The organism is uncultured Streptococcus sp., assembly GCF_902463925.1.
GTDB lineage: Bacteria > Bacillota > Bacilli > Lactobacillales > Streptococcaceae > Streptococcus.
In genome coordinates this window covers 1-16517 of sequence record NZ_CABQHE010000012.1, presented here as the reverse complement: position 1 = coordinate 16517, position 16517 = coordinate 1, and the positions used below count along the sequence as shown (strand labels likewise).

Annotated in this window: 13 protein-coding genes, 8 tRNA genes and 1 pseudogene; 2 read left to right on the top strand and 20 right to left on the bottom strand. The window is 39.6% G+C overall.

The features are described from left to right. Nucleotides 1-18: 18 nt before the first annotated feature. The 9 genes from purM to RDY04_RS08295 all read right to left on the bottom strand — a co-directional run bounded on the left by purM (nt 19) and on the right by RDY04_RS08295 (nt 11915). Nucleotides 19-1041, bottom strand: a complete 1023-nt coding sequence (gene purM, locus RDY04_RS08335) for a phosphoribosylformylglycinamidine cyclo-ligase (RefSeq protein WP_303951097.1) — start codon at nt 1039-1041, stop codon at nt 19-21. A gap of 29 nt (nt 1042-1070) precedes the next feature. Beyond that, nucleotides 1071-2510: an amidophosphoribosyltransferase gene (purF, locus tag RDY04_RS08330; protein ID WP_303951039.1), complete on the bottom strand. Its 1440-nt coding sequence runs from the start codon at nt 2508-2510 to the stop codon at nt 1071-1073. A gap of 168 nt (nt 2511-2678) precedes the next feature. Next, a complete protein-coding gene (locus RDY04_RS08325) occupies nt 2679-6404 on the bottom strand; it encodes a phosphoribosylformylglycinamidine synthase (protein ID WP_303951037.1) in 3726 nt (1241 codons plus the stop codon). 66 nt (nt 6405-6470) lie between these two features. Beyond that, entirely contained in the window at nt 6471-7178 is a 708-nt protein-coding gene (gene purC / locus RDY04_RS08320; protein ID WP_303951035.1) for a phosphoribosylaminoimidazolesuccinocarboxamide synthase, read from the bottom strand. Nucleotides 7179-7461: 283 nt separating this feature from the next. After that, nucleotides 7462-7707: a phosphopantetheine-binding protein gene (locus RDY04_RS08315; protein ID WP_303951032.1), complete on the bottom strand. Its 246-nt coding sequence runs from the start codon at nt 7705-7707 to the stop codon at nt 7462-7464. Beyond that, the gene (plsX, locus tag RDY04_RS08310; RefSeq protein ID WP_295495052.1) at nt 7707-8711 is read right to left on the bottom strand and encodes a phosphate acyltransferase PlsX; all 1005 of its coding nucleotides are present in this window, start codon (nt 8709-8711) and stop codon (nt 7707-7709) included. The genes RDY04_RS08315 and plsX overlap by 1 nt, the downstream gene beginning before the upstream one ends. Nucleotides 8712-8921: 210 nt before the next feature. Then, nucleotides 8922-9695 carry a DNA repair protein RecO gene (recO, locus tag RDY04_RS08305; RefSeq protein WP_303951029.1) on the bottom strand — a complete coding sequence of 258 codons (774 nt, stop codon included), beginning with the start codon at nt 9693-9695 and terminating at the stop codon, nt 8922-8924. Then, on the bottom strand, nt 9682-10857 hold the full coding sequence (locus tag RDY04_RS08300; RefSeq protein WP_303951027.1) for a pyridoxal phosphate-dependent aminotransferase: 1176 nt from the start codon (nt 10855-10857) through the stop codon (nt 9682-9684). The genes recO and RDY04_RS08300 overlap by 14 nt, the downstream gene beginning before the upstream one ends. A gap of 92 nt (nt 10858-10949) precedes the next feature. Further along, nucleotides 10950-11915 carry a ribose-phosphate diphosphokinase gene (locus RDY04_RS08295; protein WP_303951025.1) on the bottom strand — a complete coding sequence of 322 codons (966 nt, stop codon included), beginning with the start codon at nt 11913-11915 and terminating at the stop codon, nt 10950-10952. A 254-nt stretch (nt 11916-12169) separates the two neighbouring features. Here RDY04_RS08295 and RDY04_RS09640 point away from each other — a divergent pair, with 254 nt between their 5' ends. Both RDY04_RS09640 and RDY04_RS08285 read left to right on the top strand, forming a co-directional pair. Then, nucleotides 12170-12640, top strand: a complete 471-nt coding sequence (locus RDY04_RS09640; RefSeq protein WP_374110373.1) for a transposase — start codon at nt 12170-12172, stop codon at nt 12638-12640. Continuing rightward, nucleotides 12592-12792, top strand: a pseudogene (locus tag RDY04_RS08285) (transposase); the annotation flags it as partial. The gene RDY04_RS09640 and the pseudogene RDY04_RS08285, both read left to right, overlap by 49 nt. Before the next feature lie 57 nt (nt 12793-12849). Here the strand turns inward: RDY04_RS08285 and RDY04_RS08280 are convergent. The 11 genes from RDY04_RS08280 to RDY04_RS08230 form a co-directional block, all read right to left on the bottom strand. Further along, entirely contained in the window at nt 12850-14250 is a 1401-nt protein-coding gene (locus tag RDY04_RS08280; RefSeq protein ID WP_303951023.1) for a CHAP domain-containing protein, read from the bottom strand. 83 nt (nt 14251-14333) lie between these two features. Next, nucleotides 14334-14858, bottom strand: a complete 525-nt coding sequence (gene mreD / locus RDY04_RS08275) for a rod shape-determining protein MreD (protein WP_303951093.1) — start codon at nt 14856-14858, stop codon at nt 14334-14336. 1 nt (nt 14859) lies between these two features. Further along, complete coding sequence (gene mreC, locus RDY04_RS08270; protein WP_303951020.1) at nt 14860-15690, bottom strand: rod shape-determining protein MreC; 831 nt, start codon at nt 15688-15690, stop codon at nt 14860-14862. Nucleotides 15691-15746: 56 nt separating this feature from the next. After that, nucleotides 15747-15834 (bottom strand) — tRNA-Ser (locus RDY04_RS08265). Between the two features lie 4 nt (nt 15835-15838). After that, a tRNA-Ile gene (locus tag RDY04_RS08260) sits at nt 15839-15912 on the bottom strand. A 33-nt stretch (nt 15913-15945) separates the two neighbouring features. After that, a tRNA-Gly gene (locus RDY04_RS08255) sits at nt 15946-16016 on the bottom strand. Nucleotides 16017-16028: 12 nt separating this feature from the next. Further along, a tRNA-Phe gene (locus RDY04_RS08250) sits at nt 16029-16101 on the bottom strand. Between the two features lie 3 nt (nt 16102-16104). Beyond that, a tRNA-Met gene (locus tag RDY04_RS08245) sits at nt 16105-16178 on the bottom strand. A 9-nt stretch (nt 16179-16187) separates the two neighbouring features. Continuing rightward, nucleotides 16188-16277 (bottom strand) — tRNA-Ser (locus RDY04_RS08240). A gap of 20 nt (nt 16278-16297) precedes the next feature. Next, nucleotides 16298-16371: transfer RNA gene (locus tag RDY04_RS08235), tRNA-Ile, on the bottom strand. A gap of 14 nt (nt 16372-16385) precedes the next feature. Next, nucleotides 16386-16459, bottom strand: a tRNA-Met gene (locus RDY04_RS08230). Between the last annotated feature and the right edge of the window lie 58 nt (nt 16460-16517).

The window sequence follows — 16517 nt, the reverse complement described above, 5'->3', positions numbered from 1 at the left end:
AAAATGGTGATAGCACCATTATTTAATCACCACACTTGCGCCATCTTTCTTCACAATTCGACCGATTTCATAAACAGGTTCGTCAAGAAGTTCTTTGACACGTTCCACATTTTCTGTCTTCACCGCAAGCACGAGACCAATACCCATGTTGAAGATTTCAAACATTTCTTCATGTTTGATTTCACCATATTTTTCAAGGGCTTTGAAAATTGGAAGAACTGGGACTTTGCTTTCGTCAATTTCAGCAGCCAAGTCATCTGAGAACATACGTGGTACATTTTCGATGAAACCACCACCTGTGATGTGGGCAATACCGTTAACCAATTCTTCTTTGATGAGTGGCAAAGCTGCTTTGACGTAGATACGAGTTGGTTCAAGAAGAACGTCTTTAAGTTTTTTGCCTTCAAATTCTGGAAGAACTTCTTCACCTGTGTAATCAGCAAAGACACGACGCACGAGTGAGTAACCATTTGAGTGGATACCACTTGAAGCAAGTCCAAGAAGCACGTCACCTTCAGCCACTTTTGAACCGTCGATGATTTGTGATTTTTCAGCGACACCTACTGCGAAACCAGCCAAGTCATAGTCTTCTTCACCGTACATACCAGGCATTTCAGCAGTTTCACCACCAATGAGAGCTGCACCAGCTTGCACACAACCTTCAGCAACACCAGCAACGACCTGCTCCAATTTAGCTGGTTCATTTTTACCAGTGGCTACGTAGTCAAGGAAGTAAAGGGGCTCAGCACCTGCGGCGATGATATCGTTAACACACATAGCGACACAGTCTTGACCGATAGTATCGTGTTTGTCGTACTTAATAGCAAGCACGAGTTTAGTACCGACACCATCTGTACCTGAGATCAAAACGGGCTCTTTAACACCTGTTTTTGAAAGGTCGAACATACCACCGAAGCCACCGAGAGCTCCCATGACACCTGCACGCTCTGTACGGGCAACGTGCTTTTTGATACGTTCAACAACTTCATAACCTGCTTCAACGTCTACGCCAGACTGCGCGTAAGCATTTTTAGACATAATTTTTTCCTCTTTTTTCTTCTGCACTGATCTTAATAGAAAGAAGTGTGTTCTTTCAAACTTTCCAAATAGCGTTCTTCGTAGTCATACAATGGTGTTGGATATTTACCATCAAAGTAAGCAACACAAAGGCCACCATTTGGTGCATCTGTGTCAATTCCAATAGAATCAATCAAGCCATTGATAGACAAGTAAGTCAAGCTATCCGCACCAATGATTTCACGGGTTTCTTCTACTGTGTGATTGGCAGCAATCAATTCCTTACGTGTTTGAATATCGATACCGTAGAAACATGGGTAGGCAAGGGCTGGGCTTCCGATAGCCACGTGAACCTCAGTCGCCCCTGCTTCTTTCAAGAGTTGAACGATACGACGGGACGTTGTTCCACGAACAATGGAATCGTCAATCATGACCACACGTTTTCCTTTAACAACACCTGATACGGCAGAGAGTTTCATACGAACTCCTTGCTCACGCAATTCTTGTGTTGGTTGAATAAAGGTACGTTGGGTGTATTGATTTTTAATCAAGCCCATTTCATTTGGCAAGCCTGATTCTTCAGCAAATCCCATGGCTGCACTAAGTGATGAATTAGGCACACCAACTACAATATCTGCTTCATGTTTGAATTCACGTGCCAATTGAGCACCCATACGTTTACGAGCTGTATGGACATTGACCCCTTGGATATTTGAATCAGGACGGGCAAAGTAGATATACTCCATTGAACAAACAGCCAATTGGGTGTCCGTTGTATAGTTATCGTAAGTGATTCCGTTATCATCGATGATAACAACTTCACCTGGATTTACATCGCGAATCCACTCTGCTCCAACCACTTCAAAGGCACAGGTTTCAGATGAAACCACGATAGCTCCATTGGCCATCTTACCAATAGAAAGGGGACGGAAACCATTTGGATCCAAGGCTGCAATAAGTTTGTCCTCAAGCATGAGGAGGTAAGCAAATCCACCTTTAACAGTGTTCAAAGCTTCTTTCAACTTTCCCATGAAGGATGGGTTGTGGCTACGACGAATCAAGTGAGCCAAAATTTCTGAGTCAGATGTTGAGCTAAAGATTGCACCATTTTTTTCCAACTCATGTCTTAGTGACTCTGCATTAGTCAAATTCCCATTATGAGCAAGACCAAGCTGTCCATCGTGAAACTTAAACATAAATGGTTGAATATTGTCTACAGAAGCCTCACCGGCAGTCGCATAACGAACATGACCGATAGCAGCCGTACCAGTTAGCTTGTCTAAGTTGGCTGGATCACGGAAAACTTCTGAGAGAAGCCCCATATCACGATGACGCTTCAATTGACCCGCATCATTTGAGAGAATTCCTGCCCCCTCTTGACCACGGTGTTGAAGACTGTGAAGGCCGAAATAAGTTAATTTGGCAGCATCCGAGTGACCCCAGATACCAAAAACACCACATTCTTCATTAAGAGATTTAACTTCGTATGTCATTTTATATACCTTTTATTTGTGATATTTTCCTTAGGTAACAAGAATGAGTGTAGCTATCTCTAGCGTCTCATTCTTCCAATTTGATCTCGATTTTGCAAAATTCTCAAGTTATCTAGGAATATCGCTACAGCGAAAAATATCATTACTAAGCGCGCTAAACACGCTCTATTATTTTCCAGTGAAGTATTTAACTGCTGACGCAAAAAGATACTGGTCTTTATTTCCTGGAATATTTTGGAAGAGACCATCTTCGAAACGTTCTGAGTGTCCCATCTTACCAATAATTTGACCGTTCTTGCTTGTGATACCTTCGATAGCATTTACAGATCCATTTGGATTGTATTTAGAATCCATGCTTGGTTTACCTTCAAAGTCAACATATTGGGTAAAGATTTGACCATTATCGCGAAGCTCTGCGAATTCCTCAGCTGTCACGACAAATTTACCTTCACCGTGTGATACTGGGATGGCATGGATGTCACCAACTTCTACTCCAGCAAGCCATGGTGAGTTAGTGTTGGCAATACGTGTTTCAACCATCTTAGCCACGTGTTGGTTGGCATCATTGTAGAAGAGGGTTGGACTCGTGCTACTTGCATCTTCAAAGTTACCGTATGGAAGAAGACCTGATTTAACAAGGGCTTGGAATCCGTTACAGATACCAATAATCAAACCACCACGTTCGATGAAGCTATCGATAGCTGCACGTACTTTTTCATTGAGCAAGATGTTAACAATAAATTTAGCTGATCCATCTGGTTCATCCGCTGCTGAGAAGCCACCTGCAAAAAAGATAATGTTAGATTTTTCGATATTGTCAACCATAGTGTCAACAGACTTGACAATAGCTTCTTCATTAAGTGTTACAAATGGTACCAAGTTGACTTTCGCACCTTCTTTTTCGAAGGCCTTAGCTGAATCGTACTCAGAGTTAGTACCTGGGAATACTGGGATGTAAACCACTGGTGTCTCAACTATTTCTTTAGCTTTGATAACAGCATCTGATGCCACTGCTGGTACTTCTTCCAACTCAGTTGCTTGTGCAAATTCTGTTGGATAAACCTCTTCCAATTTACCTTGGAAGGCACTGTCAAGTTTGTGTCCATCAAGCGTTACACCATTGACAGTGAGTGTAAAGTCAGCTGCTGTTTGTCCAATCTTGGCAACACCTGAAATTTCTTCCGGAGATGTGAAGACGAATCCACCCAATTGAGCTGTCAAGGCAGTCTCAAGATTTTCAAGGGTTACAGTGGCACCAATATGGTTACCAAATGTTGCAAGGGCAAGCGCTTCAACGACACCACCATATTTGACAGCTGATGCAGATGTGACTTTGCGGTCAGCTTGGATGGCTTCAAATTGAGCAAAGTTAGACTTGATAAGATCGAAGTCAATTTCTTGTGCCAAAGCTTGACCTGGGATGTAGTAAATATTTTCACCAGCAGCTTTAAATTCTGGAGAAAGAACCTTACGGCTATCTGCTGTTGTCACACCAAAGGCAACCAAAGTTGGTGGTACTGTCAATTCTTCAAAGGTACCAGACATAGAGTCTTTACCACCGATAGATGGCAAACCAAGTTGAATCTGAGCTTCGATTGATCCAAGGAGAGCTGATACTGGTTGACCAAAACGCTCTGCTTGTTTATCCATACGCTCAAAGTATTCTTGATAAGAGAAACGAGCCTTAGACCAGTTTGCACCAGCAGCAACCAAACGAGCTGTTGCTTCGATTACTGCATAGGCAGCACCATGATATGGAGACCATTCTGCTACATAAGGGTTAAATCCTTGCGCCATAACAGAAGCAGTTGTTGTCACGCCGTGTTGGACTGGCAATTTCTGTACAGAAGCTTCTGTTGGTGTGATTTGGTAGCGACCACCGAGTGGGTGATTAACTGTTGAACGACCAACTGAGCTATCAAAGATGGTTTGTAAACCTTTTTGACTGGCATGGTTAAGGTCAGCCAAGACTTCAAGAGTATCAGCTTCAAGGGTTTCAGCAGATGTTTGACGTTCTTCTGGAAGCTTGACATCCTTGTCAACCACCTTAGCATCTACAACCACACGTACACCGTTTGTATCAAGGAAACGACGTTCCAAATCAACGATGGTTTCACCATTCCAGTGCATGACAAGATTTGGTTTTTCAGTCACTGTCGCAACGACAACAGCATCAATATTTTCTTTGTTACATTCAGCAACGAAGGCATCTACATCTTCTGGACGAACCACTACAGCCATACGTTCCTGAGATTCAGAGATAGCAATTTCTGTACCATTCAAGCCTTGGTATTTAAGAGGCACTTTATTAAGGTCGATTTCAAGACCATCTGCTAATTCACCGATAGCCACACAGACACCACCAGCGCCAAAGTCATTTGATTTCTTGATAAGACGTGTCACATCCCCATTACGGAAAAGACGTTGAATCTTACGTTCTTCGATGGCATTCCCTTTTTGAACTTCAGCACCAGCTGTTTCAACAGATTCAACCGTTTGAACTTTAGAAGAACCTGTCGCACCACCTACACCGTCACGTCCAGTCTTACCACCGAGCAAGATAATCACATCACCTGCTTCAGGTTTTTCACGGACAACATTTTCCTTAGGAGCCGCACCGACAACTGCACCTAGCTCCATACGCTTAGCAACGAAACCTGGGTGAAAGTATTCACGAACATAAGTTGTTGCAAGACCAATTTGGTTACCGTATGAAGAATAACCGTGAGCCGCTGTTTTAGAAATCACTTGTTGTGGCAATTTACCAGCACGAGTTTCAGCAATTGGTGTTGTAATATCACCAGCACCTGAGATACGCATTGCTTGGTAAACGTAAGAACGACCTGACAATGGGTCACGAATGGCACCACCGATACAAGTAGCAGCCCCACCAAATGGTTCGATTTCTGTTGGGTGGTTATGAGTTTCGTTCTTGAACATGAGAAGCCATGGTTCTTTTACACCATTAACATCCACTTCAATTTCAACTGAGCAGGCATTGATTTCATCAGACACTTCCATGTCATCCAAACGACCATTGGCACGCTCATAACGACCAAAAATAGTCGCCATATCCATCAAGGTTTGAGGTTTTTCTGTACGTCCCAACTCATCACGCATGGCAATATACTTGTCATAAGTCGCTTGCAATTGTTTTTCAAATTTAGAAGCTGAGAAGTCGATGTTTTTCAACTCAGTTTCGAAAGTTGTATGACGGCAGTGGTCAGACCAGTAAGTATCCAAAACCTTAAGCTCAGTCTCAGTTGGTACACGTCCAATAGATTTGAAGTAATCTTGGATGAAGAGAAGGTCATCCACTTCCATTGCCAATCCTTGCTCAGCCTTATACTTAGCAAAATCTTCTGCCGTATAAGTTTCAAAGAAATCCAAGCTTGGAATGGTCTTGTCAGACTCAGAGAAATCCTGTTTAGCAATACCAACAGTGATATCTTTGAAACGAGAATCTACTGGGTTCAAGAGATAGTTTTTGACAGCTTCCAACTCATTCGCATCAATATCCTTGTTTACCAAGTAAAGTTGTGCTGTGTTCACTGTTACATCATTTGAACTACCAAGCAAAAGCAAAGCTTCTTGTGAAGATGCCGCACGTTGGTCAAATTGACCAGGCAAACTTTCGATAGCAAAGAAAGCATACTTCTCAAGATCAGCTTTAACCGCATCCTCGTCCAAAACAGTATCAGTCACTTGCTCAGAGAAGATGTGTTTTTCCGCACGCGCAAACAAGTCCTCTGCCAAATTAAAGACATCGTAAACCTGAACAATACGAAGATCATTCAAAGTTCTCAACTGAAGATTATGCTTTAATTCTTTCACTAAAGACTGCGATTTCACACGAAAATCAGCTTTTTTCTCAACGAAAATACGTTTATCCATTTTATTTCCTTTATCTATTTCTACTTAAAGATTGTAGTGAAGACCAAGTATTCTATTTGTAAAAGACTACTTCAATCCTTTCAATTTTTCCAATACAACTTCATAAACATCTGTCAAGCTACCAAGATCACGACGGAAAACATCCTTGTCCATATGGTGCCCTTCAGCATCCCAGAGGCGGCAGTTATCTGGTGAGAATTCATCTGCCAAGATAATCTTGCCATCCTTATCAAAACCAAATTCCAATTTGAAGTCAATCAAGCGAAGACCAATTTGTGCAAACCAATCTTTCAGCAATTCATTGATACGACGCGTTTCTTCCTTGATATAAGCAATTTGTTCATCATTGGCAATATCCAAGAACTTCACATGCTCGTCATTGATGAATGGGTCATCCAAATCATCGTTCTTGTAGTAAAATTCAACGATTGGAGTTTTCAAGTCCAAACCCTCTTCAACACCAAAACGTTTAGAGAAAGAACCCGCAGTCACATTACGAAGAACAACCTCCAAAGGAATGATAGTAACTTTCTTGTTAAGTTGTTCGGTATCAGAAATACGTTCGATAAAGTGAGTAGCTACACCCGCAGCATTCAATTTTTCAAAAATAAGAGACGAAATCTGATTATTTAGCACACCTTTTCCTTTAATAGTCTCCTTACGAGCACCATTAAGCATGGTTGCCTGGTCTTTATAGACCGACTTAATCACATTTTCGTCTTCTGTACTATAAATATCTTTAGCTTTCCCAGTATAAATCAGTTGGTTTGACATAGAATTGTTCGCCTTTCAAGTTTATTCGTCTTAATTATACCACACCAGAATCCAAAAACCAACATATAGCAAACTTTATCGATCGATTGAACGAATAAAGTTCGGATTTATGGTATTACTTAGAGTTTTTTAATAAAAAATGTATAGAAAAAAAGAGTGAGATAGTGCTAAATCAATGTAACTTTTAGCTTTTTATCTCACTCTAATAAAATGATAACAATGCAACATATAGTTGCTTCATTATTGTATTCCTCTAGAATCTAACAACTAGAGTCTAATTTTCTTATTTATTATTCAATTGCTCAGACAAATAGTCTAACAAATCTGATACCTTATCCATATGATCAATGGTATTATCAGAAATCTCTAGGGCAAACTCATCCTCCAAATTAATAATGAATTCCATAAGCTCTATTGAATCTACACCCAAGTCATCTAATTTGGTAGCTTCGGTTAAAACAATGTCCTCTTTCCCCATCTGCTCTTGAATAACGAGCTGCATTTCCTGAAGAATTTCTACTCTACTCATCAGTTAGCCTCCTCTTTCGGGTCGAAAGCGTCAACTAGTTGCTCTACCACCTTAGTATCGAGCATCGTACGAACCTGCTTAATGGTATAGTAGACTGCTTTAGCATCACTAGATCCATGACATTTTACTACGGGAGCTTTAAGACCAAAGAGAACCGCACCTCCAGCGCTAGAGTAATCCATAGTCTCTTTCATCCCTTTTAGGCTGTCTTTCAATAGGAAGGCACCTAACTTAGCTTTAAGACCACCATTCATGATAGCTGACTTAAGGGTCTTCATAGCACCAAGTCCCGTTCCTTCAATTGCCTTGAGAACTGCATTTCCTGTGAAACCATCAGCTACTACCACATCAGCAGCTCCAGACATGATTTCACGCGCCTCAACATTACCAACAAAGTTAATACTTAGCTCCTTAGATAAGAGCTCAAAAGCCTCCTTACGAAGACTATCCCCCTTTGTTTCCTCAGTCCCATTATTAAGGAGACCTACACGAGGGTTGGCAATTCCACGAACATTTTTAGCATAGAAAGATCCTAAAATAGCATATTGATGCAAATGACTAGCTGTATTTTCCGCATTAGCACCCAAATCAAGCATATCAAAGGGTTGACCAGTAAAACTTGGCATCGTTGACATGAGACCTGGTCGTTCAACTCCCTTAATACGTCCAACAATAAAAAGACCGGCAGCCAAAAGAGCACCTGTATTCCCCGCAGAAATCACGGCACCTGCTTTTTTCTCCTTAACAGCCTGTGCACCTAAGACCATTGAAGCTTTTTTCTTCTTACGAATGGCTTTAGCTGGCTCATCATCTGAATTTATCTTTTCATCAGTATGCACAATGCTCACACGTTCATTCGCTGTCAAATAGGTCTTAATTTTAGCTTCATCACCATAAAGCTGGATTTCAATATCTTTGAAATCTGCTATAGCTTGGTTGACTCCCTCTACAATTGCTTGTGGCGCATTATCGCCACCCATAGCATCTACTGCAATTACATGCATAGCATTCTCCCTCTTGTCCTCTGCCATCAAATATAAACTCAGATTTCTATCAATAAAATATTATGTAACTAAAATGGACTAGTTCACTGTTTCTAGCAGAGTCTTTCAGCTTATTATCTTCTTATTATAGCACGAACTGATCTGCATTTTAACCCCTGAGACTGAAAACCTCTACATTCCTGTTTCACGTGAAACAAAAAAAGACAATGCTTAATCAGCACTATCTTCTTTATTCATAATATGGCCCCAAGAATTTAGATTATCAATAAACTTCTTGCTTTTAAGATGAATCCCAACATAATTATCATAAAGCTCATCAATAAATTGTCGCAACTTTCGTTTCATATCATCCTTAACAGATATGCTTTTCAATTCTTCAAACGAAAGACCCTGAAAACGATCTAAAAGATAAGGCACATTAGGGTCCAAATGACTACGCCTTTCATCTTCTTCGTAATGATTGGGACAAAGTAAACCTGAGAACTTATACGAGAAATCAAAAGGAAGACCAACACGATGACAAAAGACACATTCATGAAAATTCAATCGTACGCCAAAACGGTCCAAAACTTGAATCTCAAAGATATTAGTCAATATTTCATAATCTAAGCCCTCTTCCATTAACTCAAGGGTTTTCTCTAAAAATGCAAATAATTGTGCATCTACCACACCGTCAGCAATAGCAGCATCAGTCAAGGCAGCTAAATAGGTCGCGTAAGACAGCTTAAAAATATCACTTGTAATTTCCTTAAAAGACTCTGCCTGGCTATAATCCTCTATGAAAGATAAGCCCTCATCATTTACAGTCATCATGAATTCAGCGATGGTTAAAGGTTGAATCACAGCACTTAATTTACCTGACCCACCACCTCTAACAAAAAACATCCGTTTCCCAGCTTGCTCGGTAAAAATCTTAACTAGCTTATCATTCTCACGATAATTACGATTGAAGAGGACAAGCCCTCTACTCTCAAGCTTCTGCATGTTCTTCCATAAACTCTTTCAAACGAGCCATAGCTGTTTCAATAGTATCCATGCTGGCTGCATACGACAAGCGAACATAACCTTCGCCATATTTTCCAAAAGCAACACCAGGAATAATAGCAATAGCTTTTTCACGAGCAAAGTCTTGACAGAACTTAAAGGAGTCTTGATTATATCCTTCTGGAATCTTAGCAAAGATGTAGAAGGCACCATCAGGTTTAATAATTTTGAAACCAAGTTCAGTCATTTTTTCAAGAATATAATCACGACGTTTCAAATACTCAACTTTCATTGGTTGTGCATCATCCTTACCAGCAGATAATGCTTCGATAGCTGCAAATTGTGCCATAGTAGCTGCAGCTGTTACCAAATACTGGTGACTCTTAATCAACTGAGCCGTCAAGACTGCAGGTGCAAAAATCAAACCAATACGCCAGCCCGTCATCGCATGAGATTTAGACAAACCATTAATCAAAATCGTTTGTTCCGGCAAATACTCAGCAATAGATACATGTTGGTCCACATAAGTTAGCTCAGAGTAAACTTCATCACTAACAACAAAAATATCATATTTTTTCAGAACTTCAGCAAGATCTTCAATCTGTTGGCGTGAATAAGTCACACCTGTTGGATTAGTTGGGTAGTTAAGCAAAACAGCTTTAAGCTTATCTCCCTGCTCCAAAATTGCCTTTTCTAACATCTCCGGAGTCAAAACAAAATCATTAGCTGTTGTATCAATTTCAACAATTTCAGCCCCAACTAGATTTGCAATTGGCTCATATCCTGGATAGGCTGGTGCAGGTAAAAGAATCGTATCTCCTGGCTCCAAAATAGCAGTCAAAGTTGCAGAAAGGGCTTCTGTTGCCCCAATAGTTACCAAAATTTCATTATCTGGGTTATAAGTAAGATTATATTTTTCCTTAACAAAATTCGCAGCAGCTTGACGCAAATCAGGAAGTCCAGCCATACCTGTATAGTGTGACTGGTTCGCATCAATCGCAGCTTTAGCAGCCTCTTTCACATGATCTGGAGTCGTAAAATCAGGTTCTCCAAGCGTCAACTTTTTAATACCTGGAACATCTGAAATTGATTGGTCAAACTGACGAATCATTGAGACTTCAATCTTATCTAAATTTTTATTAAAACGTTGTGTTAAATCCATTACTGTCACCTCTTTGCAATTATGCCTTACATTATATCAAAAACTCAAACGCATTTAAACACCAAAAAAAGCTAGCCTAGGCTAGCTTTAATCTATTTATGACCCATTTCGAACAATGGTGACAATGGACGTTTTTCATGAATACGAATGATTGCTTCAGAAATCAAATCAGCAATAGAAATTTGTTCAATCTTATCAATCAAACGCTCTTCTGGAAGATAAATCGTGTCCAATACGACAAGCTTCTCAATAGCAGATTTTTGAATGTTATCAAGTGCTGGACCTGACAATACAGGGTGAGTACATGAGGCATAGACATGAGTTGCACCAGCTTCAGCAAGTGCATCCGCTGCATGACAGATGGTACCCGCAGTATCAATCATATCATCAATCAAGATACATGTTTTCCCTTTAACATTACCAATGATATTCATAACCTCAGAAGTGTTCATTTTATCAACACTACGACGTTTATCAATGATAGCGATTGGTGTTTTCAAACATTGAGCAAGTTTACGCGCACGAGTCACACCACCATGGTCTGGAGAAACAACAACAACATCATCTCCAGTAAGACCAGCACGATCAAAATAATCTGCGATAAGAGGAGCTCCCATCAAATGATCTACTGGGATATCAAAGAATCCTTGAATTTGAGAAGCATGAAGGTCAACTGTCAAAAGACGGTCAACACCTGCTACCTCGAGCATATTAGCAACCAACTTAGATGTGATTGGTTCACGTGAACGTGCCTTTCGATCTTGACGTGCATATCCATAATAAGGCATAACAACACTGATTGTCTCAGCGCTAGCACGTTTTAGTGCATCAACCATAATCAAGATTTCCATCAAGTTATCATTTACAGGAGAGCTTGTAGATTGAAGAATAAAAACGTGATGACCACGAATAGACTCTTCAATATTAACTTGAATCTCGCCATCTGAAAATTCACGAACACTTGACTTTCCAAGTTCAATACCAATTTCATCAGCAACTTTTGCTGCTAATTCTTGGTTAGACGACAAAGCAAACAACTTTAAATTCGTATAAGACATGATTTCCTCCAAAATATCTACTAAACCATTCTACCTTTTTTTAGATTGATTTTCAATGCAAAATAAATGGTGTCACATGAACTTAACAAGGATAAAAATATTTCCCCTTAATCTAGATTTTTTTCATACACCATTATTTTCCCAGGCTGAAGGTATTATTTATACCTTAAATATACAATATAAGTGCACAATAAAAACTCATAAGATCTTCTAGTAAAATAGAATTGAACGAACTAGTTACGAAAGGAAATCTTATGAGCTACCATCATTTTACCATAGACGAACGTGAAAGTATGCTCATTTACTGTACGCAAGGCATAGATTTTTCTCAAATTGCTAAATTACTTCATCGTCATCCGTCTAGTATTAGTCGTGAGTGGAAGCGACATCTAAAAGAAGGAAGAGATTCTCCAAGTCATGAACAGAAATCCTACTATATTGCTAAATCACACTGTGGGCGAAAACGTATGCTTGAAAGAAATCACAATTTAAGCAATACCATCAAACATTTATTTCTCGATTACCAATGGTCTCCTGAAGAAATAGAAGGTCAGTTGAGATTAGAGTATGGGAAAAGTGTTATTAGTTATCAAACAATCTATAGAGCCATTTACAGAGGACATTTTGATGATAACTCACTATCTCATGTAAAAATTGAAGTCTATTTTCCTGATCCCATGCTCCATGGCAACGAGGGACTAATGAGAATACGAATGGACTACTAAGAGAATATTTTCCAAAAGGAAGTGATTTAACATTGGTTGATGTGCAGACTATTCAGCTGTGGCAGAACAAACTTAATAATAGGCCACGAAAATGTTTTAACTGGAAGACACCTTATGAAGTATTCTATAGGGAAAGTATGCACTTAATTTGACAATTCAAGATAAAATAAAAACGATTCGAAAAAATTCGAATCGCCTTTTTGTATTCATTATGGGTAAATATAATATACAGAACCACCATGAGCTGAAGATGTTGGATCAAATGTACCACGGTAGTTACCGATTGACATGTTACCAGCATAGTTTGATTCCATAACTTGAATTGAATTTGCACTTGATGCTGATGTGACGTAAGCTACGTGACCATAACCACCACCATCATTTGGCCAAACCGCAATTGCTCCGGCTACAGGAGTTGTCCCAACTGAGTGGCCAGCTGCTTGTGCGCTAGCAATCCAGTTTTTAGCATTACCCCAGTAGTTACCAACCCATGAAGCTAATGATTTAGCACCCCAAGTACATTGACCAACAGGATATGTATTAGGAGTTGAGGTAGCTGATACTTTAGGAGTTGAGGCTGCAGGGGCTGGAGCTTCTGAAGCTGCAGGCGCTTGACTTACAGGTGCTTCTGAAGTTGCCGCAGGTGCTTCGCTAGCAGGAGCTGGAGCTTCTGAAGCTACTGGAGCAGCTGATTCTGGTTGTGCTTCAGATGTTGCTGGAGCTGCAGGAGCTTGAGTAGTTTCTGAAGTTTCTGATGAAACAGGTTCTTGTGCTGCTTCTGAGGATGTTGCTGTTTCTGAAACAGTAGCTTCTGAAGTTGCTGCCGCCTCTGATTGAGCTACAAATGCTGCCGCTTCTGAAGAAGCTACTGCTTGTGCTGCTGCCTCTGATTCTGCAATTGCTTGAGACTGAGCAACTGATGCTGCAGTTGAAGCTGCCACTGCTTCTGCAGTTGATTTAGCAGAAACAAGTGATGTTTTTTCATCTTGAGCTGTAGCCAATTCTGCAGCCAAAGTAACTTGTGCTGCTTCCAGTTCTGCTTGTTGAGTTGTCAAACCAGCTTCTGTAGTTTCAAGTTCTGCTTTATTAGTTGCAATCTCATTAATAGCAGCTTGGTTTTCTTCTTGTTTTGCAGCAAGCTCTTTTTGATCAGACTCTTGTTTTGTCAACATGTCATTATTAGCTGTAACAACTTTTGAAATAGCTGTGATACGAGTAATAGCTTCAGAGATTGACTTAGAGTTCAAGATAGAGTTGATGTAGCTAGTCGCAGTATTATTTTGTTGAGCACTACGAGCTTGTTTCGCCAAAGAATCTTGACGAGCTACAATTTTACTTGATAATTCTTGAATTTCAGATTCCAAATCTGCTGATACTTTTTCAAGTTCAGCATTTTTAGTTTCCAATTCTGATTTTTGTGTTCTAAGTGTAGATACTTGAGATTGGATTGTAGCAACTTGCGCTTGTGCAGTCTCTTGTTGAGAAGCAAGGTTACTAATTGCGTTATCTGCAGCAGCAATTTGCGAATCATAATCCTCTGCATGTACTGATGCAGCTGCTGATAAGGTTACACCACTTACCAACACTGCAGAAAGAATACGTTTTTTCATAATATAAATACTACTCCTTTTCGATAAGACTCATTAATTGTATCAAAAAATGGCGCAAAATTTGTTACGCTAATATTACAGTTTTATTTAAATCTATCAACTGACAGATACAAAAATAATTTTTCGACAATAGGTTTGATCAAAATAAAAATTAAAAGATTAAACACTAGACTAGGACTGAGTTGATAGATAATAAAATCACTAATAGACTCATTTGTGAAGCCATAATATAAGGCAAAACCAAAATTTATAGTATCAAAGAGAAATAAGAATAAAAAGGCCAGTAAAAAATCAACATAAACATTTCTCTTAACAAACCGCAATAGTTGAGCTAATAGATAGGATAAAAGTGGGAGAGTTATAATTACTATACCGAGTGTTTTGAAATAATATGTATCATATAGAAATCCTAAACAAACAAGGTATAGAAATGAAAAATTATTAGGACGGCTAAGAATTAAGATGAATATATAGATAATAAAGAGGTGGGACGATAGAAATAATTCTGGAGAAAAATAATGGTTAAGTAGCATCGAAATATGACCATCCCATAGAAAAGGAATAATACTTAACCAGAATGGAATAACAGAAAACTTGAAAAACTTCATATCATTTACCATCTCCAACAAGAGTAACATAAGAAATTTTATCAAAATCAGCATAAGCTTTAACTAAAATCGTACGATTCCCTTCATAATCAATCACAGATTCAACCGTACCAATTGGGACATTTTTTACTGAAACTTCATCCAGACCGCTTGTTACCACTTCAGAACCAACCTTAACATCAGAAGATGAATTTAGCTGACTCATTTCCAAAAGCTTCTTTTTATTATCATAACCTGATATAATTCCAAAAATCTGACTCCCATCCTCACCATTTACACTAGAAGCAATATAAAAATCATTTGAGCTATTAGAGAGTAAAGAAATAGTTGTGCTATGATCATAAATTTTAGTTATAAAACCAATTACTCCTCCATTAGAAGTTGCCAACATAGACTTACTAACATTCTTAGACTTTCCAACATTAATCGTTAACTCCTTCAACCAAGTAACAGATGGACGCATTGAAACCTCAGCAGTAATTACATTATTACGACTAAGTTTATCTGAAAGATTTAAAGAAGCTCTCAAAGAGTCATTTTCTTCTTGTAAATTAGAGATGACAGCAGATTGATTTTCTACAGTAGATAATGATTTCTTTAAATCTCGATTCTCAGAATAGGTTGACAAAAAATCAGAAATAACATCATGAGATTTTGCTAATGCAGTAAATGGAAGTGAAATAACAGAATCTACTTTAGACAAAACACCCGAGACATTAGAAGAAACATCCTTGGACAATTTATTGTTTGTAAAAACAAAAGAAAAAAGCATTACAAAAAATAGAATAAGAACAAACCCGTATAGAAGAAATCGATAAAAACTATTTTTCATTTTGCCACCTCTATAAAAAAGAAAACGAATTATCTAAAAGATAATTCGTCATAATACGGAGAATGGGGGATTCGAACCCCCGCGCCAGTTACCCGACCTAACGATTTAGCAAACCGTCCTCTTCAGCCTCTTGAGTAATTCTCCAATATGGGCACGAGTGGAATCGAACCACCGACCTCACGCTTATCAGGCGTGCGCTCTAACCATCTGAGCTACGCGCCCAAGCTAAATGCTTGGCTATTTGTTTCCAAATAAAGCGGGTGACGAGAATCGAACTCGCGACAACAGCTTGGAAGGCTGTAGTTTTACCACTAAACTACACCCGCTTAACAACAAAATGGCGCGAGACGGAATCGAACCGCCGACACATGGAGCTTCAATCCATTGCTCTACCAACTGAGCTACCGAGCCAAATTGCGGGAGCAGGATTTGAACCTACGACCTTCGGGTTATGAGCCCGACGAGCTACCTAGCTGCTCCATCCCGCGTTAATTATAAGGAGGATGTGGGATTCGAACCCACGCACGCTTTTACACGCCTGACGGTTTTCAAGACCGTTCCCTTCAGCCGGACTTGGGTAATCCTCCAAATATTATTAAATAATATATGGACCTTGTAGGACTCGAACCTACGACCGCTCGGTTATGAGCCGAGTGCTCTAACCAGTTGAGCTAAAGGTCCAAGTAATCCATATATAGCGGCGAAGGGGATCGAACCCCCGACCTCCCGGGTATGAACCGGACGCTCTAGCCAGCTGAGCTACACCGCCATAAATCGGGAAGACAGGATTCGAACCTGCGACCCCTTGGTCCCAAACCAAGTGCTCT

Coding starts and splice junctions, on each gene's coding strand:
- purC (WP_303951035.1), bottom strand. CDS start 7,178: ATGTCAAACCAACTGATTTATACTGGGAAAGCTAAAGATATTTATAGT.
- mreD (WP_303951093.1), bottom strand. CDS start 14,858: ATGAAGTTTTTCAAGTTTTCTGTTATTCCATTCTGGTTAAGTATTATT.
- RDY04_RS08315 (WP_303951032.1), bottom strand. CDS start 7,707: ATGAGTAGAGTAGAAATTCTTCAGGAAATGCAGCTCGTTATTCAAGAG.
- RDY04_RS08300 (WP_303951027.1), bottom strand. CDS start 10,857: ATGGATTTAACACAACGTTTTAATAAAAATTTAGATAAGATTGAAGTC.
- recO (WP_303951029.1), bottom strand. CDS start 9,695: ATGCAGAAGCTTGAGAGTAGAGGGCTTGTCCTCTTCAATCGTAATTAT.
- RDY04_RS08325 (WP_303951037.1), bottom strand. CDS start 6,404: ATGGATAAACGTATTTTCGTTGAGAAAAAAGCTGATTTTCGTGTGAAA.
- mreC (WP_303951020.1), bottom strand. CDS start 15,690: ATGAAAAATAGTTTTTATCGATTTCTTCTATACGGGTTTGTTCTTATT.
- RDY04_RS08280 (WP_303951023.1), bottom strand. CDS start 14,250: ATGAAAAAACGTATTCTTTCTGCAGTGTTGGTAAGTGGTGTAACCTTA.
- RDY04_RS08295 (WP_303951025.1), bottom strand. CDS start 11,915: ATGTCTTATACGAATTTAAAGTTGTTTGCTTTGTCGTCTAACCAAGAA.
- purF (WP_303951039.1), bottom strand. CDS start 2,510: ATGACATACGAAGTTAAATCTCTTAATGAAGAATGTGGTGTTTTTGGT.
- plsX (WP_295495052.1), bottom strand. CDS start 8,711: ATGCATGTAATTGCAGTAGATGCTATGGGTGGCGATAATGCGCCACAA.
- RDY04_RS09640 (WP_374110373.1), top strand. CDS start 12,170: ATGAGCTACCATCATTTTACCATAGACGAACGTGAAAGTATGCTCATT.